The following is a 25,787-nucleotide window of genomic DNA, read 5'->3' as shown; positions in this document are numbered from 1 at the left end:
CGTCCCTCCCCCGGGGGACCCCCTCGGGTGCGCCGTCTTGACGCCGCAGCCCGGACCCGGGGGCGGGCCGGGCCCTAGGGTGGCCGGCCACATCCAGCCCCGCCGGCGTTTGAGGCGCGGGGGTCCGGGGGCTGGCCCCCGGCGACGGCGCCGCACCTCGCGACGGGCGGGACGGGCCCTAGGGTGGCCGGCATGGGGAACAGGGAACGGTGGCACGACGGCCGGGGCGTGCTCTACGTCGACCGGGGCGCGGGGCTGGAGCGCCCGGAGCTCCTGGAGGTCCCCCTGGAAGTGGCCGCCTCCTACCGGGCCCGCACGCGCGGCCTGCTCGGGCGGGACGGCATCGAAGGGGCGATGCTCCTGACCCCGGCCTCGAGCGTGCACACCTTCCGGATGCGCTTCGCCATCGACGTGGCCCACCTCGACCGCCGGCTCACCGTCATCGCGCTGACCACCATGGCCCCCGGCCGGCTCGGCCTCCCCCGGCTGCGCGCCCGCCACGTCCTGGAGGCCGAGGCCGGAGCCATGGCCGCCTGGGGCCTGCGCGTCGGGTCCCCGCTGCGGGTCCGTCTCACCATGCGCTAGGCGCCACCCTGCACCGGCGGTAGGTTGGGGCGGTTGAGCTGGGGTGGCAGGGGAGCGGCATGACCGAGAACGCGCGCATCAAAGCGCTGGAGCAGATCATGCCGGCGACCCACGGAGCCGACGAGGACATCGACTGGCAGGCGGCCGAGGCCGTCTGGGGCAGCCGCTTCCCCGCCGACTTCGTCGCCTTCATGGGCCGCTTCGGCGCCGGCTCGATCAACGGCGAGGCGAGCGTGCTGCTTCCGCTGCCCAAGCCCGGACTCCAGTGGGACCCGGCCCAGATGGCGGAGGAGACGGCCAACGCCCGCCAGATCTGGGAGGCGGAGGGCGGCCGGGCCGCCTTCGATGTGGACCCGGAGTCGATCCTCGCCTGGGGCGTCACCGGCGGCTCCGACATCCTGTGCTGGCTGACGACCGACCTCGACCCCGACCGCTGGCCCGTTCTGGTGGTCGGCCGGCACACCGCCGACTCCTTCGCGGTGTACCCGTACGGCATGGCCGAGTTCCTCCACCTGCTGTGCTCCGACGAGTTCGACGTGAGCCCCGTCAGCATCACCTTCTGGGACGGCGGCCACCTCAGCTTCGTGCACTGGCGCAAAGCCCAGCGCCGCTGGCAGGAGGGGCGAAACCCCGAAACGGGCGAGCCCGACCCCTACGCGGGCGACTTCGCGGACTGAGACCCCGCCCGCTCGCCCGCCGTTCCCCCGCCGTTCCCCCCGCGACTCCCCTCCCGCCGTTCCCGCCCCTCGCACCCGTTCCGCCGCGCTCCGTGGCCGGAAACGGGCGTTTCGGCATGTCTACGCGCGTCCGAATTGTTGATCACATATCGGAAAACACCATTCTGAAATGCCGCACTTGGAGCATTGAACACAAGTGCCGACCCAATGGAACCAACCGCCCTCCCTCAGGAGAGAATTCCGGCCAACGGGCCACTGAGGGACACCGCAGCCCGGAGTAACTCATAAGTAATAACGGGACTCAAAAGAAAATCAGGGGAATCCACCCGTGCGACGAAGAAACTTCGGCGCGGCCGCCACCACGGTCGTGCTCGGTCTGCTGATACCGCTGGCCGGCTGTGGCAGCTCCGGCGGAAGCGCTGATGACAGCGGCACCCTCCGCCTCGTCGCCGCCGAGTACGGCGACCCCTCGACCAACACCAGTTCCAAGGCTTTCTGGGACAAGGTGACGGCTGATTTCACCGCCTCGAACCCCGACATCAAGGTCCAGGTCGAGCTCCTGCCGTGGGCCGACATCGACCGTGAAGTCTCCCGCATGGTCAAGGCCGGCAACGCTCCGGACATGGCCCTCATGGGCGGTTACTCGGACTTCGCGGCGCAGGGCAAGCTCTATTCCGCGCCCGAACTCCTCTCGGTTTCCGCCGAGGCGAACTTCCTGAAGCCCCTCTCCGACGCCGGCTCCGTCCGCAACACCCTCTACGGCCTGCCCTTCGTGGCGAGCAGCCGCCTGCTCTTCTACAACGAGCAGCTGCTCATCGAGGCCGGGGTCATCCCGAAGGGCTCCAAGAACGGCTGGCAGCCCAAGACCTGGTCGGACCTGAAGGCCGCCGCCACGGCGCTCAAGGCCGAGGGCGTGAAGACCCCGTTCGCCATGCCCCTGGGCCCGGAGGAGGCGCACGCCGAGGCGATGATCTGGGAGCTCAGCAACGGCGGCGGCTACGCCGACAACAGCGGCAACTACAGCCTGGCCTCCGAGCAGAACATCCTGACCTTCAAGTGGATCAAGGAGCACCTGGTCACCCCCGGGCTGCTCGGACCCACTGCCCCGTCCAAGCTCAACCGCGCCGACGCCTTCGCCGCCTTCGAGCGCGGCGAGGTCGGCATGCTCAACGGCTACCCCCAGCTCGCCCACGAGGCGCGTGCCAAGGGGATCACGGTCGGTGCCGTCGCGATGCCCGCCTCGGACATGCTGAACACCGGGGAGGTCCCGCCGAACGTGGGCGTGGCCGACTGGATGATGGCCTTCAAGCAGAACGGCCACCGCGAGGAGATCGGCACGTTCCTGGAGTTCGTCTACCGGGACAAGAACCTGTCGGACTTCGCCGGCCGCTACCACCTGCTGCCGTCCACCGTCTCGGCTTCCCGCACGATGGCCGGAACCTCGGGCATGGACAAGAACGACCAGCAGTTCCTGAACGCCCTGCGCGGTGCGCAGCTCTACCCGGTCAACGACCCGTCCTGGGTGGTCATCAGTGACACCATCAAGCGCAACATCGGCCGCGCCGTGGACCCCGGCGGCGACCCGAAGGCCGTCCTGGAGGAGATCGCCTCCAAGGCGAACGAGGCCAAGAAGGCCCGCTGACGCGCGGCCGCGCCGCCGTCGAGAAACCCCCGAACGCCCCTGTCGAAAGGGACCTTCGCCCCCTGCCGCGCCCCACCCCGCGCGGCATCATGGCTGGTACGGCCTTGATCCAAGGCCGAGGCCCAGCCGCCCGCAAGCGCCCACAAGGCGCGCGGGGCGGCCGGCCCACCTCCTGTGCCCAGGCGGCTCGACTAGCTCGCGCCCTGGTTCTCCGGGGTGAAGGCCGTGCGGTACTGCTCGCAGCTGGAGTCCCACTGCAGGGAACCGGTGAGGGTGCCGTAGCCGGTGCGGGTCACCGACCATTCCACCGTGTACACACCGGTGTCACAGGTGATGCGCTTGCCGCCGGGGATCTTCGTACGGCCCGTCGCGGGCCGGTCCTTGAGCTCCTGGTGCACCTGCGCCACCCCGGCGCGCCGGGCGTCGCGCAGGACGGCGTGCAGGACGAACACCTGCTTGCCGTCCTTCGTCGTCAGCAGCTTCTTGACCCCCTGCGAATCCGACACCGACCACGCGAACTCGTACCCGGGCTCCCAGGCCAGGGTCTTGGGGTCGCCGACCTTGCGCTCGTACTCCTCTGCGCCCTTGGGGCCGGGGCGGGTGACGGTCTTGTACTGGATGCCGGGGTGGAAGCGGAACTGCGCCTCCACCTTGTGCATGTCGTCCTTGGTCCACATCGACTTCATCGACTTCTCGCCGCCGCTCGGGTCCTGGAGGTAGGACGCGGACGCGCCGTCCGCGGCGGTGGCCGCGCCGCCCGAGAGGGCCGGGGCGAGGGCCGCCGCGGCGGCGGCGAGGACGAGGGCGGCGGTGCGGGTGCGGTTCATACCCGGACCAACGGGACCCTCCGGCGGGCCGGAACGACGCCGGGCGCCCTTTCACCCGTACGGGATCCGGCCGGGCGGTGGTGGACGCGCGCTACGCCTGGCCGGTCTCGAAGCGGCTGATGCGGCCTCCGCCGGGGGCGATGACGAACCGCCAGGAGGTGCGCATCTCGCCCCAGGTGTCGTTGCGGTAGCCGACGGTCAGGGTGCGGCCGCCGTCGGACTCGGACTGGACGTCCATGTGACCGCCGGAGTCGAAGATCTCCCGGTCGATCCACTCGTGGAGGTCGCGCTCCGTCCCGTCGTCCGACATGGTCGCGTCGGCGGTCAGGAGCGCGAGGAAGGCGTCCTTGTCGTGCGCGTTGACCGCGCTGACGAGGGCGCCGACGACGGGGTCGGACAACTTCCCGGGGGCGATGGCCACGGAGACCTCCTGGTGGGGCGTACGGGCTTGCGTGCGGGACCAGGGAACACCCCGGGCGGCGCCGGGGCGTCGACCCTCACCCGTTCGCCACCGGACGGCGTGTCAGGCGCTGGGGCCGGTGACCACCGGGAAGCCGGTGGGCCGGCCCTGCTCCTTCAGCCAGGCCAGGACCTGGTCGAGGGCTTCGACGCTCTGGGTGCGGTCGCCTCCGCCGTCGTGGAAGAGGACGGTCGGGCCGTTGCCGATCTCGGCCTTGACGGTGCTGACGATCGCGGCCACGCCCGGCTTGCTGAAGTCCTTGGTGTCGACGTTCCAGCCGAGCGGGCGCATGCCGTTGGCGGCGGCCAGGGCCCGGCTCTCAGGGGTGAACGCGCCGCCGGGGGCCCGGTAGTACTGCACCTTGGCCCCGCCGCCCGCGGCGTCCTCGATCTGCTTCTTCGCGTCGAGGATCTGCTGCTGCTGGTAGGGGAAAGGCTTCTTGTCCATCCCGGTGTTGTGGTCCATCGTGTGGTCGCAGAGCCGGTGGCCGCCGGCGACGACCTTCTTGACCAGGTCGGGGTGGTCCTTGGCCTGCGGTCCGATCATGCAGAAGACCGCCTTCACGTCGTACTTCTCCAGCACCTCCAGCACCTTCGGGGTCCACTTGGGGTCGGGTCCGTCGTCGATGGTGATGTTGACCGCGTCGCCGCCGCTCTCCGACGCGTGGGCTATGCCGTCCGGGACCTGCCCGCCCGGTTTCCCGGGCGCCTGCGGCTCGCCGTCGCCGCCTCCCTCGGCCGGGTCGTCGGTCTGCCGGGAGACGTTCTGGTGACGGGTGTCGTGGCCCGTGTCGACGAGCGCCGTCACCCCCCACGCGGTCGCGGCCACCGCCGCCACGGCTCCGGCGACGGCGATCCGCGCCTTCGTACCCCGCATCTGTGTGCGCGTCATGAACCCCATGTGCTGTCTCAACTCCCCATATCGACGTCCGCCGTGTGAGCTCGCACTGGTCAGGACGTCGGCCGGGGATGCGGGGTTCCAGCCAAATGGCCCATAAATTCCGGGTTCCAGGACGTTGGTCCTTGATCGTCCCGAATTCCGTCCCACCTGTTTTCCAGCCCCTCCGGCGTTTGAGGAGCGGGGGTCCGGGGGCGGAGCCCCGGCACGGCGACGGGCCCGGTCCGGGCGGATCCCTTCGTCCGCCGGGCCGGGCCCGCAACTCGTCACACCCTCGTCAGTGGGAGAGCGACGCCGCCTGCACAGCCGGCTCACCCTTCTCCGCATCACCGCCGGAGGAACCCGCTCCACCGCCGGAGGCACCCCGCAGCGGGACCTCCTTGACGAACCAGGCGGCCACGAAGCCCAGTACCGCGATCCCCGCACCGAGCAGGAACGCCGAGTGCGTACCGGCGGCCACCGCGTGCTGGTAGGCCTCCCGCACGACCTCGGGCAGCTTCGCCAGACTCGCCGCGTCCAACTGCGCGGAGCCCGCCGCGGACGCCGCCTCGGGGCCGAGCCGGTCGGTCATCGTGCTGGTGACCTGACTGGTGAACAGGGAGCCCATGAGCGCTACGCCGAAGGAGCCGCCGAGCGTACGGAACAGGGTCGCCGAGGAGGACGCGACGCCCATGTCCTTCATCTCGACGCTGTTCTGCGCGACCAGCATCGTGATCTGCATCAGGAAGCCGAGGCCGGCGCCGAGCACCGCCATGTAGACGCCGGACATCAGGCGGCTCGTCCCGGTGTCCATGGTCGCGAGCAGGAAGAGCCCGACGACCATCAGCCCGCCGCCGATGATCGGGAAGATCTTGTACTTGCCGCTGTTGGTCGTGATCCGGCCCGCGATCAGCGAGACGGCCATCATCGAGAGCAGCATCGGCAGGAGCAGCAGGCCGGAGTTGGTGGCCGAGGCGCCCTGGACCGACTGCTGGAAGAGCGGCAGGTACAGCACGCCGCCGAACATCGCGAAGCCGACCAGGAAGCCGATCACGGACATGAGGGTGAAGTTGCGGCTGCGGAAGATGTGCAGCGGCATGACCGGGTCGGCGGCCTTGGTCTCGGCGTAGAGGAAGCCGGCGATGGAGACGATGCCGACGGCGATCAGGCCGATGATCTCGGCGGAGCCCCACGCGTACTCGCTGCCGCCCCAGGTGGTGACGAGGACGGTGGAGGTGATGCCGATGGTGAGCAGCGCCGCGCCGAGGTAGTCGATCTTGGGGCGTTCCCCTTGGGGCTTCTTCGGGAGGTGCAGCACCGCGGTGACCATGGCCAGGGCCACGGCGCCGAGCGGGAGGTTGATGTAGAAGGACCAGCGCCAGCCCATGTGGTCGGTGATGGTGCCGCCGACCAGCGGTCCGCCGATCATGGCGAGGGCCATCACGCCGGCCATCATGCCCTGGTACTTGCCGCGCTCGCGGGGCGGGATCAGGTCGCCGATGATCGCCATGACGCCGACCATCAGACCGCCGGCGCCCAGGCCCTGGATCGCACGGAAGCCGATGAGCTGGCCCATGTCCTGGGCCATGCCGCTGAGCGCGGAGCCGATCACGAAGATGACGATCGCGGTGAGGAAGGAGCCCTTCCTCCCGTACATGTCGCCGACCTTGCCCCAGATGGGAGTGGAGGCGGCGGTGGCCAGCGTGTAGGCGGTGACGACCCAGGAGAGGTGTTCCAGGCCGCCGAGCTCGCCGACGATCGTGGGCATGGCCGTGCCGATGATCATGTTGTCGAGCATGGCCAGCAGCATCGCGATCATGAGCGCCATCAGGACGACCCGTACGCTGCGCGGCTTCACCTCCTCCGAGGCGTCCGCGTTCTTCTTGATTTCCACCATGTTCCACTCCCCTGGCGCATACGCACCGGCCCCTGGGACTTACTTGCCGACCGGCTAGTTCACTACACTGGGGAAGGTAGACCCGTAACTAGCCGGGCGTCAAGTAAGTAACCAGAGGAGAGTCATGTCCAGCAGCAGTCCGCAGCAGCGCCGCGGCGACACGCGGCAGCGCATCCAGGACGTCGCACTGGAACTCTTCGCAGAGCAGGGGTACGAGAAGACGTCGCTGCGGGAGATCGCGGAGCGGCTGGGGGTCACGAAGGCGGCGCTGTACTACCACTTCAAGACCAAGGAAGACATCATCATCAGCCTGTTCGACGACCTGACCCGGCCGATCGACGAGCTGATCCGGTGGGCGGAGGAGCAGCCGCGCACGCTGGAGATGAAGCGGGAGGTCCTGCGCCGCTACAGCGAGGCGATGGCGGGCGGCGCCTCGCTGTACCGCTTCATGCAGGAGAACCAGGCCTCGCTGCGGGAGCTGAGCATCGGCGAGACGGTGAAGAAGCGCCTCTTCGCCCTGGTGGAGCTGCTCCGGACCGGCCAGGAGGACGCCCCGCTGGCCGACCAAGTGCGGTGCGTGAGCGCCCTGTTCACCCTCCACGCGGGGATGATGTTCCTCCAGCACGTGGAGGGGGACCCGGAGGAGACCCGCCAGGCCGCCCTGGAGGTCGCGACGGACCTGATCACCCAGGCCCACCGGCAGGCATAGCCCGCCTGTTCACTCGATCGAACGAACAAAACGCCAAAGGATTACTCTCTGTAGTCATTGCGGCTACTTTTGGTGATGTGCGCTGCGGAAGAGCCGCGGCGCCCGACCCAAAGGAACCGCCGTCATGATGCGTCTCGCCCTCACCACCGCCGCTGCCACGGCAGCCGCCTTCGCCACCGCTCTCGCGCCGCAGGCGCCCGCACCCGCCGACCCTCTCTCCTACGTCGCCCTCGGGGACTCGTACAGCGCCGCTTCCTTCGTGCGCCCCTGGAACACCGACGGATGCGGCCGCTCCGAGCAGGACTATCCGCACCAGGCCGCGCGGCGGCTGAAGGTGAAGCTCACCGATGTCACCTGCTCCGCCGCGGAGGTCAGAGCGGGGCTGCTGGGTCCGCAGTCCGAGCTGAAGGGGCCACCATCCGTGCCCCCACCGGGCGGATGGACCGCAAAGCCGGCGCAGATCGGGGCCGTCACGGCAGCCGCCGATCTCGTGACGGTCGGCGCCGGCGGCAACTCCGTGGGCTTCTCGGAGATCGTCGAGGCCTGCGTGAAGCGCGGCCTGGCCTCTTTCGGTACGGGCACCCCGTGCACCGATCACTACGCCCGGGGCGGGGGCGCCGCGGGGCTCGACGCCCGGTTCACCGCGCTGGAGGCCGATTTCGCGGCCCTGCTGAAGGAGATCCGCACGCGCGCTCCGCGCGCCGGGGTGGCGGTCGTCGGGTATCCGGCCGTCGTGGACGAGTCCGCGGGCTGCGGCTGGGGGTCCTGGCACCAGCTCGGAACCGTCACCAAGGGCGACATGCCCTGGCTCGACAGCCTGGAGCGCCGGCTCAACACCCTCCTGCGGGAGCAGGCCCGCCGCAGCGGCGCGGTGTATGTGGACACGTACTCCTCCAGCACCGGGCACGGGGTGTGCGCGAGCGGAGAGCAGCGCTGGATGTACGGGATCAAGGACAGCCTGACCGGGCCGGGCGAGCAGAGCGACCCGCCCTCCGAGCTCTGCCGCTCCATCCCGGCCCGGGGCGAGGCCTGCACCGCCCTCCATCCGAACCTCCGCGGCGCCACCCACCAGGCGGACCGCGTCACCGAGGCCCTGACCGCACTGGGGGCGACTGCCTAGCCGATACGGCTGGTGACGGGGGCCTCGTGCTCTGCCGGTCGCCTGGCGGCCGGGGCCGGGGCCAGGGCCAGGGCTTCGGTGTCGGGGCTGGTGCGGGGGTGCTTGTGGGCGGGGGTGTTGCGGCGTACGTCGTCCACCCCGCGTCGCATCGCGTTGCGGAGCCACTTGCCGAGCGGGCGTTCCACGAGCCGGTGGATCAGCCAGGCGGTGACCATCATCAGTACGGTCACCGAGACCAGGAGGACCGCTGCGGGCACCTGGTTACGGAAGTGGTGGATCAGGGTCATCCCGATGTACATGTGGATGAGATAGAGCGGGTAGGTGATCGCCCCGGCGGTCGTCAGCCACTTCCACTGCACCTTGTCGAAGGCGCCCAGCGCGATCGCGGCGACCACGGCGAACCCGGCGATCACGATCAGCCGGACGGGCCAGGTCGGCAGCAGGTTGGCCGCGACCTTGCCCAGGCTGATCTCCATCCGGTAGTGCAGGTAGCGCTGGGACAGCAGCAGCTGCATCACGACGATCCCCCACAGCATGGGGTTCGACCCGTAGCGGCGCATGAGGTAGAAGGCGATGCCGGCGATGAAGAACGGCGCGTACACGGGCATCGCGAAGGCCGCCAGCAGGGGAAAGCCGAGCGAGGGCGCCAACGCCGCGGCCACGGTCCAGACCCCGCAGAAGATGACCATGTTGCGGTAGGTGACTCCGCAGAGGACGACGACCGCCATCAGCACGTAGAACTTGAGCTCGACGAAGAGCGTCCAGTAGACGTCGTCGACGTTGCGGGTGTTGTTGCCGGCCTGGAGCATCGTCAGGTTGATGATGACGTCGTCCCAGCCGCGTATGGAGTGGATCTCCGGCCACGCCTTCACGACCAGCGCGGTGAAGGGCACGGCGACCCAGTAGGCCGGGAAGAGCCGGGAGACCCGCGATATGGCGAAGTCGCCGACCGTGCGCCCCCAGACGCTCATGCATATGACGAAGCCGCTGACCAGGAAGAAGATTTCGACCCCGAGCCACCCGAACTGGGCGAAGTGGTGGAGGGTCGGGAAGATCGTGACCGGGTCGTGGCCCCAGGGGCGACTCAGAGCTGCGTAGTGGTACAGGACCACCATCAGCGCGGCGACCAAGCGAAGCCCGTCGAGGGCCGCGAGTCTGGTCTTGAGCCCAGGCTGGGGCATGTGAAACCTCCGTGCCGCCACCGGCGACACCCTGCAGTGAGAGAAAGGCTCCCCAAATCGGTCCACGGACGCAGGCCCGGTGTTACCTGTGGGGAACCTATGTGCGGCACATGTTCTCATGAACTCTAAAGATTGCGACTGTGACGACGGACATGCCGGTGACGACAGCAGGGCCCGGACCGCGCGTTGCGGTCCGGGCCCTGCCCTGTGCGATGCCGCCCTGCGGCGGTGGTGCGTCAGCTCTGTGCGGCGGTGTCGCCCGTCTGCCCGGCGTCCTCGGCCGCGACGGCCTTCTCGCGCATCTTGCGCAGCAGCTCCGCCTTCAGGTCGGCGGCACCCTGGCGGTCGAGGTTGCGGTGCGGACCGTTGTTCTGCCGTTCGGCGCGCGACTGCCGCTTGCGCTGGCCGCCGCCCTGACCCACGGGGTTGTTGATGTTCTTGCTCACGGTCACGGGTTCTCCCGGTAATGATGCGAAGTGATCTACGGATGCGTCGGTGAGGGACGGGCGGCAGCAGCGGCGTCGAAGGACGTCAGCGGGGGCCCATCACGCTCACTCGTAAATCGGCCTCTGGAAGAACATGACAAAGACGTTACCCGCTCCCGTCGACCCCGCACGCCAACCGTTTCGCCGCACCGGCGAAACGCCCAGCCGTTACGGGACAACCATCAGCGGGCTTCCCGGGATTCCCGCCACTGGGCGAGTTCGGCTTCGACGTCGAATTCCTTGAGCTTCAGCGGCGGGCCGGGCGGCGGCCTGCGCAGGGCCGCGCGGATCTTGTCGTTGACCTCCGTGAGGAGGTCGCGGACCTGGCGTTCGGTGCGGGCGGCCTTGACCGCTTCACGGGCGTCTTCCGCCTCCTTGCGGAGTGCGAGCGCCGGCGGAAGGACCGCGAAGCCTTCGCGGTGGAGTTTGCCCTTGATCCACCACAGCTCGTCGTACGGAGCGTCGAGCGAGGCCAGCGGCTTTCCGAAGCCGGGCAGATCCTCGATCTCGCCGCGCTCCTCGGCCTGTCTGATCTGCCGGTCCACGAAGGATTCGAAGCTGACACCAGGCGGTTTGCGCTCGGTCACATTGCCTCCCAAGGGTCCCTGCCAGCATAACTCCGAGGGCTGGGGAGGGGGTTGCGGAGCGTAACCGTCCCGCCTTCGGGCTCAGAGGCGGCGGTCCGACTCCTCGATCGGGATGTCGTTGATGCTGGCCTCGCGGCGGCGCATCAGGCCCGCGGCGTCGAACTCCCACTGCTCGTTGCCGTGGCTGCGCCACCACTGGCCGCTCGCGTCGTGCCACTCGTACGCGAAGCGCACCGAGATGCGGTTGCCGGTGTACGCCCACAGCTCCTTGCGCAGCCTGTACTCCAGTTCGCGCTCCCACTTGTCGGCGAGAAAGGCGCGGATCTCGGCGCGGCCGGTCAGGAAGCGGTCGCGGTTGCGCCAGGCGGAGTCCTCGGCGTAGGCGAGGGAGACGCGTTCGGGGTCGCGGCTGTTCCAGGCGTCCTCGGCGGCCTGCACCTTGGCGCGGGCGGACTCCTCGGTGAAGGGCGGCAGCGGCGGTCGCACGGAAGAAGGAGCGGCAGTCACGATGGGCACCTCTCGACATCGACTGGATGAGGGTGAGCATGAGAACGGTCGTTCTCCTCGTTGCCCGAGCCTAGAGAACGAGCGTTCTCCGCGCAAGCGGTTCTGGTCTACGCTGCTGTCATGCCCGCCGCCCCGATGAACGACGAAGACGCCCGCGCCCGCCTGCTGGACGCCGCGGAGGCGCTCTTCTACGCCGAAGGCATCCAGGCCGTGGGCATGGACCGGATCCGCGCCGAGTCGGGCATCCCGCTCAAGCGGCTCTACCGCCTCTACCCGGCCAAGGAATCCCTGGTCACCGCCTATCTGGAGCGCCGCGACGGCCGCTGGATGGCGAGCCTGCGCGCAGCGGTCGCGGGGCAGGCCGACCCGGTCGGGGCGGTCTTCGAGTGGCTCGCGCGGTGGTTCTCGGAGCCGGATTTCCGCGGCTGCGCGTTCCTGAACGCGTACGGGGAGCTGGGCGCGGGGCCCGCCGGAGTGCTGGACGTCGTACGCCGCCACAAGGCGGAGCTACGGGCGCTGCTGGCCGGCGTCGCCGGGCGGGGCCGGGAGAGCCTGGCGGAGCAGTTGCTGCTGCTGGTCGAGGGGGCGACGGTGGTCGCCGCGCTGGATCCGGGCCCCGACGCGGCGGTGCGGGCGCGCGAGGCGGCGTACGTCCTGGCCCGGGCGGACGGAGGGATTCACGCGGCTGCCGAGTGATCGGTTACGCGTCGCACCCGACTGGGTCGCATTGTCAGCTTTTAAATGGTGTCGGGACTTTTGTCCACCGGAAGACCGCATTCGGCGGTCACCCTCCGGTTCCGTCGCTTTTTCCTCGCGGAGGAAACACCCTTGTCTGCTTCCCGCTGCACGTCGGCCGCCCTGGTCGTCGCGGCCGTCACCGCGACCTGCCTGCTGCCGGCCGTACCGGCTTTCGCCGCCGGCTCGCCGCACATCCGGTTCTCCCAGCCGTACGTCCCCTCGATCGCCGCCGGAAAGACCGGCCGCGTGGTGATCGTGGCGGAGACCGGCGGAGATCCGGCGCTCAGCAGCAGCTTCCGGATCACCGCGCCGGAGCGGACGACCTTCCCCGAGGCCCGCTTCTACTGGAACGGCGACCGCGCGGGCGCACCCTGCACCCTCTCCGGCAACGCCCGCCAGCTGACCTGTGACGCCGGGACCCGCGCGGGCTTCGCCTTCCCGGCGGAGAGCGACACCCGGCTGGGCGTACTCGTACGGGTGGACGCGGACGCCCCCGAGGGCACGACCCTCGACGGCGGCGAGTGGGCGGCGGCGGGATCGTCGCCCGGTCTGTACGCGGTGTCCACCCCGGTGACGGGCCCCAAGGGCGACGACGGCGAGGACGGGCACGACGGGAAGCCGGGCCACGACGGAGAGCCCGGCCACCACGGCAAGCCGGGCCGCCCCGGCCCCAAGGGCGACAAGGGCGACAAGGGCGACCAGGGCGAGCGGGGTGAGCGGGGCGAGAAGGGCGAGCGCGGGGACCGCGGCGACCGCGGCGAGAAGGGGGACCGCGGCGAGAAGGGCGACCAAGGGCCGAAGGGTCCGAAGGGCCACAAGGGCCACAAGGGTCCGAAGGGCGACACCGGCCCCGCGGGCCCGAAGGGCGACCAGGGACCGGCCGGAGGCCCCCAGGGCCCGAAGGGCGACACCGGCGCACCCGGCCCGAAGGGCGACACCGGCCCGTCCGGCGGCCCGAAGGGCGACACCGGGGCCCCCGGCCCGAAGGGCGACGCGGGCAACCCCGGCCCGACGGGACCGTCGGGACCGGCTGGAGCATCCGGACCGAGCGGACCGCAGGGCCCCAAGGGCGACACCGGCCCGGCCGGCGGACCCAAGGGCGACAAGGGTGACAAGGGCGACCGCGGAGACACCGGACCGACGGGACCGAGCGGACCGAGCGGACCGAGCGGACCGAGCGGACCGAAGGGCGACACGGGCCCGAAGGGCGAGCAAGGCCCGAAGGGCGAGAAGGGCAAGCCGGGCCGCCCCGGACCCAAGGGAGACCAGGGCCCGAGGGGTCCGAAGGGCGACCAGGGCAAGCCCGGCAAGTGCAAGTGCGGCAAGGACCACGGCGGTAAGGACCACGGGGGCAAGGACCACGGCGGCAAGGGCGACAAGCCCGGCAAGCACGCGGCCCGCATCGTCAGCGACAAGCTGCACGTCCGCACCGGCCCCGGCACGCACTACAAGAAGACCGGCGTGATCAAGTACGGCACCCAGGTCCAGGTGCAGTGCAAGACCAACGGCACCTCGGTCGACGGCAACACCGTTTGGTACAAGCTCGCCGACGGCCGCGGCTGGATCGCCGCACGCTACGCCGCGAACCTGAACCGCATCCCCACCTGCTGACCGGACCTGCCCCAGCCTGACCCTGCCTGACCCCGCCTGACCACCTTCGGTGCGCACCGAGGCCCCCAAGCCTCGGCGCGCACCGAAGGCGTTTGGTCTGTCAGGCCCCGAAAGTCAGGGGTACACCGTGCGTCGGCCCGGCGGCGATCGAGGCACGGGATCACGTAGAGCAGGTGTCCCGCTGCCGGAAGGTCCGTGAAGAGCAGGACCGTTGGACGGCCGCGCCGGCGACGCCGCGCACCACCACCACCACCACCACCGCCACGGACACGGACACGGACACCATCAGGTCACCCCGCCGGGCCTGGGCATGCTTGTGCCGTGCCCGGGCGCACCCGGACACGGCACAAGCGGTCAGGCCCCGATCAGCTGCGGGGCGCCGGTTACTTCATGTCCTTCCGGCGGTGGTTGGGGTCCATGGGGGCCTCCATGCCCTGGGCCGGCTTGCCACGCTGGGCCATCGTGAGCGGCAGCGGCGGGGTGACCAGTACCCAGCCGGTGGTGCAGTTCACCAGGGTGTCGGTGTTGTTCTGGAGCTGGCACCTGCGCTCGTACAGCTGGTTGCCCGTGGTCAGGACCTGGAACGAGACGTCGTTCGCCTGGGAGGCCACGGAGATGGCGCAGGCGTCGGCGGGGAGGTTCGCCCCACCCATGACGCCCTGGGTCAGGTTCAGCCAGTTCCAGTTGTTCGGGTTCTGGATGGAGCGGACGCCGCCGACGACCTGACCGTCGGTCAGAACGGCCTTGACCTCGCTGGAGTTGCTGGGCTCGTAGGCGTCGACGTCACTGCAGGTGGCGGGACCGGCAGGACCCGTCGCGCCCGTCGCACCGTCCGCGCCGTCGGCGCCGTCGGCGCCGGCCGGACCCTGCGGACCCTGCGGACCCGTCGCACCGTCCGCGCCGTCGGTACCGTCGGCGCCGGCCGGACCCTGCGGACCCTGCGGACCCGTCGGACCGGTCGCCCCGCCGCCAGGTCCGGTCGGACCCTGCGGACCCGTCGCACCCGTCGCACCGTCCGCACCGTCCGCGCCGTCGGTACCGTCGGCACCGGCCGGACCCTGCGGACCCGACGCACCCGACGCACCCGTCGCACCCGTCGCGCCGGCCGGACCCTGCGGACCCGTCGGACCGGTCGCCCCGCCGCCAGGTCCGGTCGGACCCTGCGGACCCGTGGCACCCGTCGCACCGGCCGGGCCCTGCGGACCCGTCGGACCCTGCGGGCCCGTCGGGCCGGTCGGGCCCTGGCCACCCGGCTTGCACTTGTCGTGGTCATCGCCCTGCGCGAGGAACGGGGCGGCCTTGTGCTGTTGCTTCGCCGCCCAGTGCTCCACCTGCGGGGACTTGAGCCAGTCCGGTCCCTCCCCGCGCGGCCCGTCATGGCCGTCGTGCCCGTCGGGCGGGCAGTCATCGCCTCCGTCCGCCGGGCTCGCCGCAGTCACCGCCGCGGCCGGGGCTGCCCACGTACTGGCTGCGGCAGGGCTCGCGATGCCCGCCACAACGAGGGCCAGCGCCGCGAACGTGCCGGTGGTCAGCCACCCTGCCCGCCGGGGAAGCGGACCGAGGGAAGATCGGGTCCTGGACTCAGGACTCATGCGTTGCTCCTTCTGGAACCGAATCAGGTGTGGATCTACGGACTGGGTCGAAACCCGCAGCCACAGTCGACCCACAGCGGGGAGGCATGTCAGAGGCACGCGCAGACATCAGCACATCGGCCCACAGCGGGCGGGCCATGAGGGCGACCCTCCCGCGCGCCTCCCCGGCCCGGACACATGCATGAGCGCCCGGCATGGACTCCCGCGATGGGTGGTGTCCGGGTTTCCCGTTTTCCGGCGGCCGGACGAGGGGGATCGACGGGGCCGAACGGGGGAAGGCGGGGCGGGAGCGGTGACCGGAGGCGGCGCCTTCCCGTTTCCCGAGCATGCAGATCAATCGAATCTCAGTAGTCGGCAGCCTGGCCGGCACGGTCCTCCTCTTCGGTGGCGCACCCGCCCACGCGGCCGACCCGCTGGTCTCGCTCCTCGACAGCCTCAACGTCTCGGACGTCTCGCTCACTCGGATCCTCAACCCGACGGTCGTCCTGACCAACGGAGGCGCGACGACGCTCCAGCAGGCGGCCGAGCCGCTTCTGGCGACGCCCGCCACGCCGGCGGCCGCTCCGGCTGCTCCGGCCGCTCCGGCCGCAGCGCCCGCCGCTCCGGCAGCAGCGCCCGCCGCTCCGGCGCGCACCGTCACCCTGCAGGCCGCCCCCGTGCTGCCGGGGGGTCCCGCGCAGGCCGTCCTGACGCCGGCCGCGCCGTAACGGGTGAACATATGCAGGCCCTGTCCGGGACGGGACGCCGCTCGTAGACCCTGGCCTGCGGGACGATGGCCTGCGCGACCCCGTTGGGGTTGCGCAGGCCATCGTCTTGTTCATCGAATCCCGCGGATTGTTCTTCGAATCCCGCGGAAAAACTTCGCCGGCGATGTCGAGAACCCGTGCCCCGCTCCGTCTCCTCTGTGGAAGCGGCCAGAATGGGCCGCACAGCACGGAGGAGACCATCATGGCCAAGTACCTGCTTCTGAAGCACTACCGCGGCGCCCCGGCTGCCGCCAACGACGTCCCCATGAGCGAGTGGACGCCGGAGGAGATCACGGCCCACATCCAGTACATGAGCGACTTCGCGGCGCGGCTGGAGGGCACCGGCGAGTACGTCGACGGTCAGGCGCTCGCTCCCGAGGGGGCCTGGGTCCGCTACGACGGCGAGGGCCGCCCGCCGGTCACCGACGGCCCCTTCGCCGAGACGAAGGACCTGATCGCCGGCTGGATGGTGATCGACGTGGACAGCTACGAGCGCGCCGTCGAGCTGGCCGGTGAGCTCTCGGCGGCCCCCGGTGCGGGCGGCAAGCCGATCCACGAGTGGCTGGAGCTGCGTCCCTTCCTGTCGGCGCCGCCCACCATCGCCGAATGCCACTGACGTGAACGAGGCCCTGCTCCGGAGCCTCACCCCGCAGGTGCTCGGAATCCTCGTCCGCCGCGGAGCAGACTTCGCGGCGGCCGAGGACGCCGTGCAGGAGGCCCTGCTCGAAGCGGTGCGCGTCTGGCCCGGGGACCCTCCCCGGGATCCGAAGGCCTGGCTGGTCACCGCGGCCTGGCGCCGGTTCCTCGACGCGACGCGGGCGGACACCGCCCGCCGCCGGCGCGAGGACCGGGTCGAGGAGGAGCCGGCGCCGGGTCCCGCGCCCGCGGTGGACGACACCCTCCAGCTCTACTTCCTGTGCGCCCACCCGTCCCTGACCCCGTCGTCCGCCGTCGCGCTCACCCTGCGCGCCGTCGGCGGGCTCACGACACGCCAGATCGCCGCGGCCTACCTCGTCCCCGAGGCGACCATGGCGCAGCGCATCAGCCGTGCCAAGCGCACCGTCTCCGACGTCCGCTTCGACCGCCCCGGCGATGTGGGCACGGTCCTGCGGGTCCTCTACCTGGTCTTCAACGAGGGCTACTCCGGCGACGTGGACCTCGCCGCCGAGGCCATCCGCCTCACCCGCGGCCTGGCGGCCTCCATCGACCACCCGGAGGTGTCGGGGCTCCTCGCCCTGATGCTGCTCCACCACGCCCGGCGCGCGACCCGCACCGCCCCCGACGGCAGCCTGATCCCGCTCGCCGAGCAGGACCGCAGCCGCTGGGACACGAAGCTGATCGCCGAGGGCATCGGCATCCTCCATCCCGCCCTCGCCCGCGACCAACTGGGTGAGTTCCAGGCCCAGGCGGCCATCGCGGCTCTCCATGACGACGCGCAGACCACCGAGGAGACCGACTGGGTGCAGATCGTGGAGTGGTACGACGAGCTGGTCCGCCTGACCGGCAGCCCGATCGCCCGCCTCAACCGCGCAGTGGCCGTCGGCGAGGCCGACGGCCCGCGCGCCGGACTGGCGGCGCTCGCGGAGCTCGACGCCTCGCTCCCGCGTCACACCGCGGTGGCCGCGTACCTCCACGAGCGCGACGGCGACCTGCCGACGGCGGCCCGCCTGTACGCCGAGGCGGCCCACCGGGCCCCCAACCTCGCGGAGCGCGACCACCTGACCCGCCAGGCGGCCCGCCTGAACGCCGCCCGCCGGAGCGTCTGACCCTGCCGTGGGGCAGGGCCCGCCAGGTGCATCCGGTGTCGGTCACGTCGCGGATCGGGGTCCTAGGAGGCGGCCTCACCCGCTCCGCATGCTGCCGGGGTCGCAATGTCGGACACTCCTGTATACGGGCCGCGAAAATCTACCCGGCCCCCAGTGAAGGTGCTCGGCGTGCTTGAGGTCCCGCTCTGGCTTTGGGGGGCGTTCGCCGCGACGGTGGTGGTGTCGCTGGCGGTGGACCTGCTGTCCCACCGCACCGCGCACGTCATCGGCTTCAAGGAGGCAGCCGCCTGGAGCGGCTTGTGGGTGAGCCTCGCCCTGATCTTCGGCGCGGTCGTTTTCCTCGTCCTCGGCACGACCGCCGGCACCGAGTACACGACGGCCTGGCTGCTGGAGAAGAGCCTGTCGGTCGACAACCTCTTCGTCTTCGCCGTGATTTTCGCGTATTTCAAAGTGCCCCGCGCCTACCAGCACCGTGTGCTGTTCTTCGGCGTCATCGGCGCGCTCGTCTTCCGCGGGATCTTCCTCTCCCTCGGTGTGGCCGTGGTCGGCCGCTTCACCGCGGTGCTGTTCGCCTTCGCGGTGGTCCTCTTCTACAGCACCTACAAGCTCCTCCAGGACGAGGAGGAAAGCTTCGACCCCGGCAAGAGCTTCGCCGTGCGGATGCTCCGCAGGCTCATCCCCGTGCGGGACGAGTACGCCGGGGCGAAGTTCTTCGTCAAGGAGGCCGGCAAGCGGGTGGCGACCCCGCTGCTCGCGGTGGTCGCCGCGATCGAGGCCGCCGACCTGATCTTCGCCGTCGACAGTGTCCCGGCCGTCCTCGCGGTCAGCGACGACGCTTTCATCGTCTACACCAGCAACGCGTTCGCCATCCTCGGACTGCGGGCCCTTTATTTCATGCTCGCGGGGCTCCTGGACCGCTTCCACTACCTGAGCAAGGGCCTGGCGATCATCCTCGCTTTCATCGGCGTCAAGCTCATCCTCCAGGCGTCCCACAAGATGATCAGCCCCGGCATCCCGGAAATCCCCTCACCGATCAGCCTCGCAGTCATCGTCGTCGTCCTGACGGGTTCCGTGGTGCTCAGCCTCAGAAGGCCCGTCCCATCGCGTTCCGAAACCGACGGAGGAACAGAGGAAGCGGGCTAGCCGGGAACAGTGCACTTCCCGACGCACCAGTAGGGACATATCGTAAAAAGATGGTCAAGATGAAGCGCAAGCGCGAAGCGTACGTGTGTCCGACCTGCAAGAAGTCCGTGCCGGTCACAGTCCACCGCCGCAAGACCCTCGGTGTATTCGTTCCCATGTGGGGCCCGGGCGCATGTCAGAACCGCGACTGTCCCGACTTCCGGCTGGACCCCCACCACAAGCACTCTCCGGCCCCGTAAGTGCCTGCTTGCCCGCGGAACGCCGTCAGGGCCGGGTGGCGGTGCGGCCTGCTCGGGCGATGAGGAGGACTGCGTCGTCCTGGACGGTGTGGGGGCCGGAGGCGAAGGCCGGGGCGAGTTCGGCTCCGAGGGCTTCGCGCATGTCCGGGTTGCGGGGGTGGCCGGTGTGCCAGAAGTCGGCGAGGAGGCCGGCCGCCGCGCCGGCGGAGTCCTGCGGCGTGGGTCCGTCGAGGGCGAGGCGGGCGCCGACCCGGCGGAAGGAGATGTCGTCGAGGCCTGCCTCGGCCAGGAGGCGGGCGGCACGGGTCAGGAGGTAGCCCTGGTGGTCGGGCTGTTCTCCGGCGATCGCGGTGCAGTGTGTGTTGAGGAGGCGGACCATCTCGTTGTCGGGGGCGCCCTGAATCAGGACGACCTTCGCAGCCGGGTGCGACAGGTCCAGGACACGGAGCATCTCGGAAACGGCGGCGTCCGGGTCTTCGGTGTAGTGCAGGACCCAGGTGGCGACGACGGCGTCGAAGGAGTCGTCGGGCAGCGGCAGGGCTTCGGCCCGGCCCGAGTGGACCTCGATGCCCGGGAGTTGGGTGCGGATCGTCTCCCGGCGGGTGGCGTGGGGCTCCACGGTGGTGCAGTGCCCGAGGCGGGCCGCGATCGCCCGCACGCCGGCCCCGGTGCCGCCGCCGACGTCCAGGACCCGTTCATTGCCGTCGAGCGCGTCGACGACGGCGGGGATGTCCTCTCGGTCGAAGTACGGCTCGAACGCCGCCCACGCCTGACCGCTCAGCCCGTGCGGGCCCCGGTACTCCTCGGGCAGGGGGTACGGGCCGAGCAGGACGTGCTCGGGCACAGCAGGTCCGCCGGGGCGGCGGGCGTAGCAGAAGAGGTGGTCTTCCGGCTCGGCCAGTTCGCTGTCGGGGGAGAAGACCGAGCGGGTCGAGCGCAGGATGTTCAGCCCCGTGCGTTCGATCTCCTTCAGGTACCGCTCGGCCGGGAAGCTGGTCACCGACATCTGCATGCCCATCCACACCATGGGGTGGTCCTCGATGTCACCCGGGACCGTGGCCGACACGAAGAGCCCGCCGGGGGTCACCCAGGCGGCGATCCGCTCCAGCACCGCCCGCTGCTCCGCACGCGACATCCGCAGCAGCGGGAAGAACGCGCACACCGCTTCGAACGAGCCGTCCGGCGCCCGGAAGTCGCGTACGTCCTGCCGCTCGAACCGGCCACCGGGCACCCGGTCACGGGCCAGGGCGACCATCGTCGCCGACACGTCGATCCCGGTCACCCGGAACCCGGCCCCCACCAGCGCCTCGGCCACCGGCCGGCCGGTCCCACTGCCGATGTCCAGCACCCGGGCCCCCTGCGGCAACCGCGCCGCCAGCCACTCCACCGCCGCGAGCTGCTCCGGCAGGCGCCCGAAGGCCCGCTCGTACTCCGCGCCCAGCATGTCGAAAGGCTCCGCCGCCGCTGCCAGCCGATCCATGACCCGCCCGTCCCTTCCCTGCACCCCGCAGCACCTGAAGCGGCGCTTGCGTGACGCAACGTAGTGGTGCGGTGAGAGCCGCGCCCCGCGCCTCGCCCGCGAGCGAGCACCTGCCGCCCGATCGCCGAAGCCGACGATCTCTCCCAGGTCCCGACCGGTCGTTGCGGCCCTGGGAGTGACATGTCTGCTCCGATGTCCTGGTCAATACCGCCTACGGTCGGATGTCCGGGTTCCGGACGGCCTGGACCTGGTCGAGGCGGCGGCGGTGCCGCTCAACGCCACCGCCGCGGCCCAGCTCGTCGGCCTCCTCGGTGAGGCGCCCGGCGAGGCCCGGCGCCTGCTGGTGACCGGCGCGGCCGGTGCGGTGGGCGCGCACGTCGCCGTACTCGCCCAGGACAGCGGCTGGCAGGTGACCGGGATGGCCCGAGCGGCCGACGAGCCGTTCGTCCGGAGCCTCGGCGTCGACTTCACCACCGGTCTCGGGCAGGGCTGGGATGCCGTTGCCGACACCGGAGCCCTTCAGGAGCCCGCCCTGCGGGCGGTGCGCGACGGTGGCCGTTTCGTCGGCGTACAGCCTGCCTCGCGGCTTCCGGAGGAGCGCGGCATCGCCGTCGAGGTCGTGTTCGCCCGTCCCGACGGTCCTCTTCTCACCCGGTTGCTCGCACGGGTCCGGACGGGGGAACTGCCGGCTCGCGTCCACGCCGTCACGCCGCTCGCCGAAGCGGCGGGTGCCTACCGGGCGATGGCCGAGGGCGGCATCCGCGGCCGGATCGTTCTCGTCCTCTGACCACCGCTTCGTCCGGGGAACGCCTCCGGCTTCGGCCTGCTGCTCTGAGCGTCGTTCAGGACGCGGGCGCGCCCTGCTTCGGCTTCCGCTTCACATCGGCCACGTTCACGCCCTCCTCCTCGGAGGCCCCGAACGCTTCGGCGCTCACGCCGCTGCTGGTTCCCGTGACCTCCAGGGCCAGCCGGCTTCCCAACAGGCGCAGGTCGACCCTGGCCCGGGGCGCGCCCTCGTGGTCCGGCATCCGGTGGATGTACGCCGCCGGGTAGCCGAGGTCCGTCAGCTTCTTCTGCATCGCCTGGTAGTCGGCCGTCTTCGTGTTCTCGAACGCCTCGCTGACGCGCCGTACGTGGTCGCCGCCGAAGCACTCCTCCGCAGCGTTCAGAGTCACCTCCTCCTTCGGGTCGGGCGGAGTGACATCGGGGTCCGGCTCCGGCGGCGCGGGAGCATCGGGCAGGCGGACCGGTATGCCTTCGTCAGCCTTCAGAGGCTCCGGCGACGACCCGCCCGGCGCGTGCTCCGGCCCCGGACCCCCCTTCCCGTCCGGCGCCTGCTCGGGCTCGGGCGGGACTCCCCCGGCCGGCAAGTCCTCAGGGAGGACGCCCTTCTCGTCCGCGACCTCCTGAGCGCAGCTCGACGGCATGTTGTTCATCAGCTCCAGGAACTGCAGAAACTCTTCATCGCTCGGCGCGGCATCCTGCGTGCCGACCGCCGAGACACCGCTGCCCGCGAGGGCCAGGTCGGTGGTGGCGTTCCGGGTCCCGCAGCCGGACAGGACTACGCAGCCGACTACGGCCAGCAGCAGGGACTTCGGGAGGAGGCGTGATCGCATGCACGCATCATGCAGAGACCCGTTCACCGGCCACATGAGTACGTCTACTCACCCCGCCCTGAGCAGGTCGCGCCACACGACCACGCATCGGACCGTCCGGCCCGATGTCCGGAAGGCAACCATCCGTCCATGGCCCGCTGTTGGCCTCGCCCGGCATTGATCGAAAACGGGGAAGCGGGAAACATGCGCACGGCGAAAGCAATGGCAGGCATCGTCCTGTCGGTCACCTTGGCGGCCGGTTGCAGCGGTTCGGGCGGCGGCGCGGGGGGCGCGGACGCCGCAAACGGCAAAGGCAGGACCGGCGCCTTCGGAGAGCAGCTCGAAGCGGCCGGGCCGACGGTCAAGCTGAGCGTGCCGCCGCAGTACGACGGGTCCAAGGGCTGGGACGAGACCCTGGGCTGGGTGCCCGAATCGGTGGGCAGCCTGCCGGTGGCGTCCGTACCCCGCACCGGCTCGGTCGCGCTGCTGTACGGGTCCCCCGAGGGGTACACCGTGAAGACCAGGGCCGCCGACGGAAGGGCCGGCTGGAGCTCTGCTCCCTGGAAGGTCCCGATACCCGTCAACGCCGACGAGGGCGGCACCTCGTCCGACGAGGTGGCGGAGATCCCCGACCTGACGGACGTCGAGGTGGACGGCCGCGGCTACGTCGTCGCCTACGCCCACGGGATGAGCGGCAAGGACGCCCTGCACGAGGGCACCGAGGTGGTGCGGCTGGCGGTGTTCCCCGCCGACTCCTCCGGCGTGGGGGTCAAGCCCCTGCGGGAGGTGGACGTCCCGGTGTCGGGGTCTGCGCAGCAGGTCCGGGTCAGCGCGGACGGCGGGCGACTGCTCGTCGCCTACGGGGAGCGGGGGCCGTACCCGCGCTCGGGAGTCGCCGTGGACGTGACCACCGGGTCCGTCACCCCGTACGAGGACCCGAACAAGCTCCTCCCCCAGTGCACTCAGGCCACCCTCTGCCAAACCAGCCGGGTGATGGCGGTGAGCCCCGACGGCCCCCTGGTCTCGATGGGCCTCGGGTACGGCTTCGGCGTGCCTGGCCGCTGGTTCAGCGACTCGGTCCGCCCCGACGGGGTCCCGTCGAAGGCCCCCGTCCTCGAACGCTGGAACGGCAGGGCGTACGGGGTGACGAACGGCCGCCTCCTCGCCTCGTGGGCCAACGGAGGCAAGGACGGGGAGCCGGACCGTCCCCCCACCTGGTCGGTGCACGACGTCCGGACGGGCGCGCTGCCGGCCCGCATGGAGTGCGCGTACAAGGAGACCCCCGGCATCCTCGACCAGTCCCCCGCCCACGCGACCATCGCCTCCCCCTCGGGCCGCTACCTCGCGGCCGGGCCGGTCACCTTCGACGTGGAGCGGAAGAAGGGCATCTGCCTGGAGGGCGACGGCAACCGCAAGACGATCAGTCTCGCCTCGATCCGCGACGACGGGACGGCCTACGGAGTGGTCGACAACGGCGAGGCCACGGCCTCCGAAGCGGTCGTCGCCCAGATCGACCTCAACTCCGCTTCCGGGGACGCGAAGGTACTGGGCGCGGGCGTCGACATCCCGCTCCTGACCGACGTGGCCGGCGGTGGCGGTCTCTTCCTCGCCCGCGACGACAACAAGAACCTGCGGGTCTCCCTCCGTCGAGGCCACTGACCGGTGGCCGGCAGCTACGAGGATGCGCGCAGGATCGGCCTGATCGTGCGGACGAGTTCCTCGGGATGAGACCACTGCGGCGTGTGTGCGCCCGGGGTCTGCACCACCTCGCCCCCGAGTCGGGCGGCGAGCCAGGCACCGGCTTCGCGGAAGAACTCCGGTGATTCCCGGCCGACCAAGACCTGGGCAGCGGTGATGCCGGCGAGCGTCGCACCGTCAGGGCGGTAGGGCTCGCCCGGGTTCTCCAGAACCGAGCGGGATCTCGTGCAAGAGGGCGCCACGGGCGACGCCGGGGTGGCGGATGAGCAGGTCGAGGGCGATGGTTGCCCCGTAGCTGTTGCCGAACACGGCGGCGGGAGCGAGCGCGAGCGCGGCGAGAAGTGCTGCGGCGTCGTCGGCCTGCTCGGCTACGGGGCGCGTCGAGCGGCCGCATGGCAGTCGGGTCCGTGCGGCTGATCTCGGTCACCATCCGTTGCGGTACGGGTCGGGTTCGCCGTTGATCACCTCGGGCTTGGACCTCCATGGTTTGTAGAGTGCGGCCATGTGGAACCGCAGCTTTCTGATCCTCCATGGCGTCGAGAACCGCCGCCCGGCCGAGCACTGGCAGTACGACCTCGCCCAGCAGCTCCGGGAACACCGGGAGCAGGTCTTCTACCCTCAACTGCCCGATCCCGACCGGCCAGCACTCGCCGCCTGGACCGAGGCGATCGAGGCCGAGCTGGACATGATGCGCGGGGAGCGCATCGTCGTCTGCCACAGCCTGGCCTGCGTGGCCTGGCTCCACCTCGCGGCCAACCGCGGTGACATACCCGCCGCCGATCGCGTGCTCTTGGTGAGTCCGCCGGGGCCGGCGGCGTTCTCCTGGGACGTGATCGCCGGGTTCACACCCGCGTCCCTCGATCTGACCGGGTTGAAGCTCGCCGTGGCAACGCCTCGGCTGGCGTGCTCCGACAACGACCCCTACTGCCCGGAGGGCGCCGCCGAGGTCTTCGGTCTGCCGCTCGGTTGCGACGTCGATCTCCTGGTGGGCGCCGGGCACGTGACCGTTTCGGACGGCTACGGTCCCTGGCCGTCGGTGCTGGACTGGTGCCTGGACCCCACCACACGCCTGGCCGTCAACTAGTACTCCAGCAGTACTTTGTGGCTTGACCTGGGGAAACGTCGAGCGGTGGGAGTGTAGCGGGCAGGTTGCCGTCACGGACGGCTTCTGCCCGCCTGCCCCTCGAAGGAGTGCCCACGACGGCAAGGTCGTCCCGGGGCGGGGAAGCCTCTGGCCGTGATCACAGAACAGGCAGACGAGACCTGGGAACGCGACCTGGACCACCTCTTCACCACCATCGGGCACCACTTCGGCCGCGTCGAACCACGCCGCCGCATGCGGGACTACGTGCGCGCACTACTGGGCCCGGTGGCCCGAAAGAACAGCTGGCAACTTGCCGAACACGCCGGCCACGCCACCCCCGACGCCTTGCAACACCTGCTCTCCCGAGCCCGCTGGAACCCCGACGGCATCCGCGACGACCTGCAGGCCTACATCGCCGAACACCTCGGCCGCCCCAACGGGGTGCTGATCATCGACGACACCGGATTCCTGAAGAAGGGCACCACCTCCGCCGGAGTCCAAAGGCAGTACTCCGGCACCGCCGGCCGCACCGAGAACTGCCA

At 70.8% G+C, this 25,787-nt stretch carries 28 protein-coding genes; 16 read left to right on the top strand and 12 right to left on the bottom strand.

Annotation, left to right across the window (positions count from 1 at the left end; all coding sequences use genetic code 11):
* Positions 1-192 precede the first annotated feature (192 nt).
* The 3 genes from MTF69_RS17980 to MTF69_RS17970 all read left to right on the top strand — a co-directional run bounded on the left by MTF69_RS17980 (position 193) and on the right by MTF69_RS17970 (position 2,904).
* Entirely contained in the window at positions 193-585 is a 393-nt protein-coding gene (locus tag MTF69_RS17980; RefSeq protein WP_243335721.1) for a DUF192 domain-containing protein, read from the top strand.
* A gap of 59 nt (positions 586-644) precedes the next feature.
* Positions 645-1,262, top strand: coding sequence for an SMI1/KNR4 family protein (locus tag MTF69_RS17975; protein ID WP_243335719.1), 618 nt, complete (start codon positions 645-647; stop codon positions 1,260-1,262).
* Between the two features lie 328 nt (positions 1,263-1,590).
* Positions 1,591-2,904 (top strand): extracellular solute-binding protein, encoded by a 1,314-nt coding sequence (locus MTF69_RS17970; protein WP_243335717.1) that lies wholly within the window; start codon positions 1,591-1,593, stop codon positions 2,902-2,904.
* A gap of 191 nt (positions 2,905-3,095) precedes the next feature.
* Here the strand turns inward: MTF69_RS17970 and MTF69_RS17965 are convergent, their stop codons facing one another.
* The 4 genes from MTF69_RS17965 to MTF69_RS17950 all read right to left on the bottom strand — a co-directional run bounded on the left by MTF69_RS17965 (position 3,096) and on the right by MTF69_RS17950 (position 6,964).
* Entirely contained in the window at positions 3,096-3,731 is a 636-nt protein-coding gene (locus MTF69_RS17965) for a hypothetical protein (protein WP_243335715.1), read from the bottom strand.
* 91 nt (positions 3,732-3,822) lie between these two features.
* Entirely contained in the window at positions 3,823-4,152 is a 330-nt protein-coding gene (locus MTF69_RS17960; protein ID WP_243335713.1) for a nuclear transport factor 2 family protein, read from the bottom strand.
* A 102-nt stretch (positions 4,153-4,254) separates the two neighbouring features.
* Positions 4,255-5,082 (bottom strand): polysaccharide deacetylase family protein, encoded by an 828-nt coding sequence (locus MTF69_RS17955; protein ID WP_243335712.1) that lies wholly within the window; start codon positions 5,080-5,082, stop codon positions 4,255-4,257.
* Positions 5,083-5,365: 283 nt separating this feature from the next.
* Positions 5,366-6,964 (bottom strand): MDR family MFS transporter, encoded by a 1,599-nt coding sequence (locus tag MTF69_RS17950; protein ID WP_243335710.1) that lies wholly within the window; start codon positions 6,962-6,964, stop codon positions 5,366-5,368.
* A gap of 124 nt (positions 6,965-7,088) precedes the next feature.
* Between MTF69_RS17950 and MTF69_RS17945 the strand changes: the two genes are divergently transcribed.
* Together MTF69_RS17945 and MTF69_RS17940 are read left to right on the top strand one after the other, a co-directional pair.
* On the top strand, positions 7,089-7,673 hold the full coding sequence (locus MTF69_RS17945; RefSeq protein ID WP_243335708.1) for a TetR/AcrR family transcriptional regulator: 585 nt from the start codon (positions 7,089-7,091) through the stop codon (positions 7,671-7,673).
* Between the two features lie 124 nt (positions 7,674-7,797).
* Entirely contained in the window at positions 7,798-8,793 is a 996-nt protein-coding gene (locus MTF69_RS17940; protein WP_243335705.1) for an SGNH/GDSL hydrolase family protein, read from the top strand.
* Here MTF69_RS17940 and MTF69_RS17935 read toward each other — a convergent pair.
* From MTF69_RS17935 to MTF69_RS17920, 4 genes are all read right to left on the bottom strand, one after another.
* Positions 8,790-9,974 (bottom strand): acyltransferase, encoded by a 1,185-nt coding sequence (locus tag MTF69_RS17935; RefSeq protein ID WP_243335703.1) that lies wholly within the window; start codon positions 9,972-9,974, stop codon positions 8,790-8,792. The two genes, MTF69_RS17940 and MTF69_RS17935, sit on opposite strands and share 4 nt — an antisense overlap.
* Positions 9,975-10,210: 236 nt before the next feature.
* Entirely contained in the window at positions 10,211-10,426 is a 216-nt protein-coding gene (locus tag MTF69_RS17930) for a DUF6243 family protein (RefSeq protein ID WP_243335701.1), read from the bottom strand.
* 215 nt (positions 10,427-10,641) lie between these two features.
* On the bottom strand, positions 10,642-11,046 hold the full coding sequence (locus MTF69_RS17925; RefSeq protein ID WP_243335700.1) for a DUF1992 domain-containing protein: 405 nt from the start codon (positions 11,044-11,046) through the stop codon (positions 10,642-10,644).
* Positions 11,047-11,127: 81 nt separating this feature from the next.
* Positions 11,128-11,553 (bottom strand): nuclear transport factor 2 family protein, encoded by a 426-nt coding sequence (locus MTF69_RS17920; RefSeq protein ID WP_243335699.1) that lies wholly within the window; start codon positions 11,551-11,553, stop codon positions 11,128-11,130.
* A gap of 120 nt (positions 11,554-11,673) precedes the next feature.
* On the opposite strand from MTF69_RS17920, the gene MTF69_RS17915 reads away from it, so the two are divergent.
* The gene (locus MTF69_RS17915; protein ID WP_374323279.1) at positions 11,674-12,249 is read left to right on the top strand and encodes a TetR/AcrR family transcriptional regulator; all 576 of its coding nucleotides are present in this window, start codon (positions 11,674-11,676) and stop codon (positions 12,247-12,249) included.
* 132 nt (positions 12,250-12,381) lie between these two features.
* A complete protein-coding gene (locus tag MTF69_RS42900) occupies positions 12,382-13,902 on the top strand; it encodes an SH3 domain-containing protein (protein WP_279345905.1) in 1,521 nt (506 codons plus the stop codon).
* A 160-nt stretch (positions 13,903-14,062) separates the two neighbouring features.
* Here the strand turns inward: MTF69_RS42900 and MTF69_RS42895 are convergent, their stop codons facing one another.
* Together MTF69_RS42895 and MTF69_RS17895 are read right to left on the bottom strand one after the other, a co-directional pair.
* Positions 14,063-14,188: a hypothetical protein gene (locus MTF69_RS42895; protein ID WP_279345904.1), complete on the bottom strand. Its 126-nt coding sequence runs from the start codon at positions 14,186-14,188 to the stop codon at positions 14,063-14,065.
* Between the two features lie 97 nt (positions 14,189-14,285).
* A complete protein-coding gene (locus tag MTF69_RS17895) occupies positions 14,286-15,494 on the bottom strand; it encodes a collagen-like protein (protein ID WP_243335697.1) in 1,209 nt (402 codons plus the stop codon).
* Between the two features lie 326 nt (positions 15,495-15,820).
* On the opposite strand from MTF69_RS17895, the gene MTF69_RS17890 reads away from it, so the two are divergent.
* The 4 genes from MTF69_RS17890 (at position 15,821) to MTF69_RS17875 (ending at position 19,149) form a co-directional block, all read left to right on the top strand.
* Positions 15,821-16,201, top strand: a complete 381-nt coding sequence (locus MTF69_RS17890) for a hypothetical protein (protein WP_243335696.1) — start codon at positions 15,821-15,823, stop codon at positions 16,199-16,201.
* Between the two features lie 241 nt (positions 16,202-16,442).
* The gene (locus MTF69_RS17885) at positions 16,443-16,856 is read left to right on the top strand and encodes a YciI family protein (RefSeq protein ID WP_243335694.1); all 414 of its coding nucleotides are present in this window, start codon (positions 16,443-16,445) and stop codon (positions 16,854-16,856) included.
* A 1-nt stretch (position 16,857) separates the two neighbouring features.
* A complete protein-coding gene (locus tag MTF69_RS17880) occupies positions 16,858-18,006 on the top strand; it encodes an RNA polymerase sigma factor (protein WP_243335693.1) in 1,149 nt (382 codons plus the stop codon).
* 168 nt (positions 18,007-18,174) lie between these two features.
* Positions 18,175-19,149: a TerC family protein gene (locus MTF69_RS17875; protein WP_243335691.1), complete on the top strand. Its 975-nt coding sequence runs from the start codon at positions 18,175-18,177 to the stop codon at positions 19,147-19,149.
* A 264-nt stretch (positions 19,150-19,413) separates the two neighbouring features.
* Here MTF69_RS17875 and MTF69_RS43405 read toward each other — a convergent pair whose 3' ends face one another.
* Positions 19,414-20,868 carry a methyltransferase domain-containing protein gene (locus MTF69_RS43405; RefSeq protein ID WP_308401415.1) on the bottom strand — a complete coding sequence of 485 codons (1,455 nt, stop codon included), beginning with the start codon at positions 20,866-20,868 and terminating at the stop codon, positions 19,414-19,416.
* 265 nt (positions 20,869-21,133) lie between these two features.
* Here MTF69_RS43405 and MTF69_RS17855 point away from each other — a divergent pair, with 265 nt between their 5' ends.
* Complete coding sequence (locus MTF69_RS17855; RefSeq protein ID WP_243335686.1) at positions 21,134-21,655, top strand: zinc-binding dehydrogenase; 522 nt, start codon at positions 21,134-21,136, stop codon at positions 21,653-21,655.
* Between the two features lie 55 nt (positions 21,656-21,710).
* On the opposite strand, the gene MTF69_RS17850 is transcribed toward MTF69_RS17855, so the two are convergent.
* Positions 21,711-22,484 (bottom strand): hypothetical protein, encoded by a 774-nt coding sequence (locus tag MTF69_RS17850; protein WP_243335683.1) that lies wholly within the window; start codon positions 22,482-22,484, stop codon positions 21,711-21,713.
* Positions 22,485-22,685: 201 nt separating this feature from the next.
* Here MTF69_RS17850 and MTF69_RS17845 point away from each other — a divergent pair, with 201 nt between their 5' ends.
* The 4 genes from MTF69_RS17845 to MTF69_RS17830 form a co-directional block, all read left to right on the top strand.
* Positions 22,686-24,122 (top strand): hypothetical protein, encoded by a 1,437-nt coding sequence (locus MTF69_RS17845; protein ID WP_243335682.1) that lies wholly within the window; start codon positions 22,686-22,688, stop codon positions 24,120-24,122.
* 264 nt (positions 24,123-24,386) lie between these two features.
* Positions 24,387-24,578: a hypothetical protein gene (locus MTF69_RS17840; protein ID WP_243335679.1), complete on the top strand. Its 192-nt coding sequence runs from the start codon at positions 24,387-24,389 to the stop codon at positions 24,576-24,578.
* Positions 24,579-24,663: 85 nt separating this feature from the next.
* Complete coding sequence (locus MTF69_RS17835; RefSeq protein ID WP_243335677.1) at positions 24,664-25,245, top strand: alpha/beta hydrolase; 582 nt, start codon at positions 24,664-24,666, stop codon at positions 25,243-25,245.
* A 192-nt stretch (positions 25,246-25,437) separates the two neighbouring features.
* On the top strand, positions 25,438-25,787 hold a 350-nt coding region (locus tag MTF69_RS17830; RefSeq protein ID WP_243336128.1), incomplete at its 3' end, for a transposase.

This window comes from Streptomyces sp. AP-93 (genome assembly GCF_022808175.1).
Classification (GTDB): Bacteria; Actinomycetota; Actinomycetes; order Streptomycetales; family Streptomycetaceae; genus Streptomyces.
This window is presented reverse-complemented; position numbering and strand designations above follow the sequence as displayed.

Coding starts and splice junctions, on each gene's coding strand:
- MTF69_RS17890 (WP_243335696.1), top strand. CDS start 15,821: ATGCAGATCAATCGAATCTCAGTAGTCGGCAGCCTGGCCGGCACGGTC.
- MTF69_RS17975 (WP_243335719.1), top strand. CDS start 645: ATGACCGAGAACGCGCGCATCAAAGCGCTGGAGCAGATCATGCCGGCG.
- MTF69_RS17835 (WP_243335677.1), top strand. CDS start 24,664: ATGTGGAACCGCAGCTTTCTGATCCTCCATGGCGTCGAGAACCGCCGC.
- MTF69_RS17980 (WP_243335721.1), top strand. CDS start 193: ATGGGGAACAGGGAACGGTGGCACGACGGCCGGGGCGTGCTCTACGTC.
- MTF69_RS17915 (WP_374323279.1), top strand. CDS start 11,674: ATGCCCGCCGCCCCGATGAACGACGAAGACGCCCGCGCCCGCCTGCTG.
- MTF69_RS43405 (WP_308401415.1), bottom strand. CDS start 20,868: ATGGATCGGCTGGCAGCGGCGGCGGAGCCTTTCGACATGCTGGGCGCG.
- MTF69_RS17945 (WP_243335708.1), top strand. CDS start 7,089: ATGTCCAGCAGCAGTCCGCAGCAGCGCCGCGGCGACACGCGGCAGCGC.
- MTF69_RS17885 (WP_243335694.1), top strand. CDS start 16,443: ATGGCCAAGTACCTGCTTCTGAAGCACTACCGCGGCGCCCCGGCTGCC.
- MTF69_RS17965 (WP_243335715.1), bottom strand. CDS start 3,731: ATGAACCGCACCCGCACCGCCGCCCTCGTCCTCGCCGCCGCCGCGGCG.
- MTF69_RS17845 (WP_243335682.1), top strand. CDS start 22,686: ATGGCAGGCATCGTCCTGTCGGTCACCTTGGCGGCCGGTTGCAGCGGT.
- MTF69_RS17850 (WP_243335683.1), bottom strand. CDS start 22,484: ATGCGATCACGCCTCCTCCCGAAGTCCCTGCTGCTGGCCGTAGTCGGC.
- MTF69_RS17940 (WP_243335705.1), top strand. CDS start 7,798: ATGATGCGTCTCGCCCTCACCACCGCCGCTGCCACGGCAGCCGCCTTC.
- MTF69_RS17950 (WP_243335710.1), bottom strand. CDS start 6,964: ATGGTGGAAATCAAGAAGAACGCGGACGCCTCGGAGGAGGTGAAGCCG.
- MTF69_RS17955 (WP_243335712.1), bottom strand. CDS start 5,082: ATGACGCGCACACAGATGCGGGGTACGAAGGCGCGGATCGCCGTCGCC.
- MTF69_RS17935 (WP_243335703.1), bottom strand. CDS start 9,974: ATGCCCCAGCCTGGGCTCAAGACCAGACTCGCGGCCCTCGACGGGCTT.
- MTF69_RS42895 (WP_279345904.1), bottom strand. CDS start 14,188: ATGGTGTCCGTGTCCGTGTCCGTGGCGGTGGTGGTGGTGGTGGTGGTG.
- MTF69_RS17895 (WP_243335697.1), bottom strand. CDS start 15,494: ATGAGTCCTGAGTCCAGGACCCGATCTTCCCTCGGTCCGCTTCCCCGG.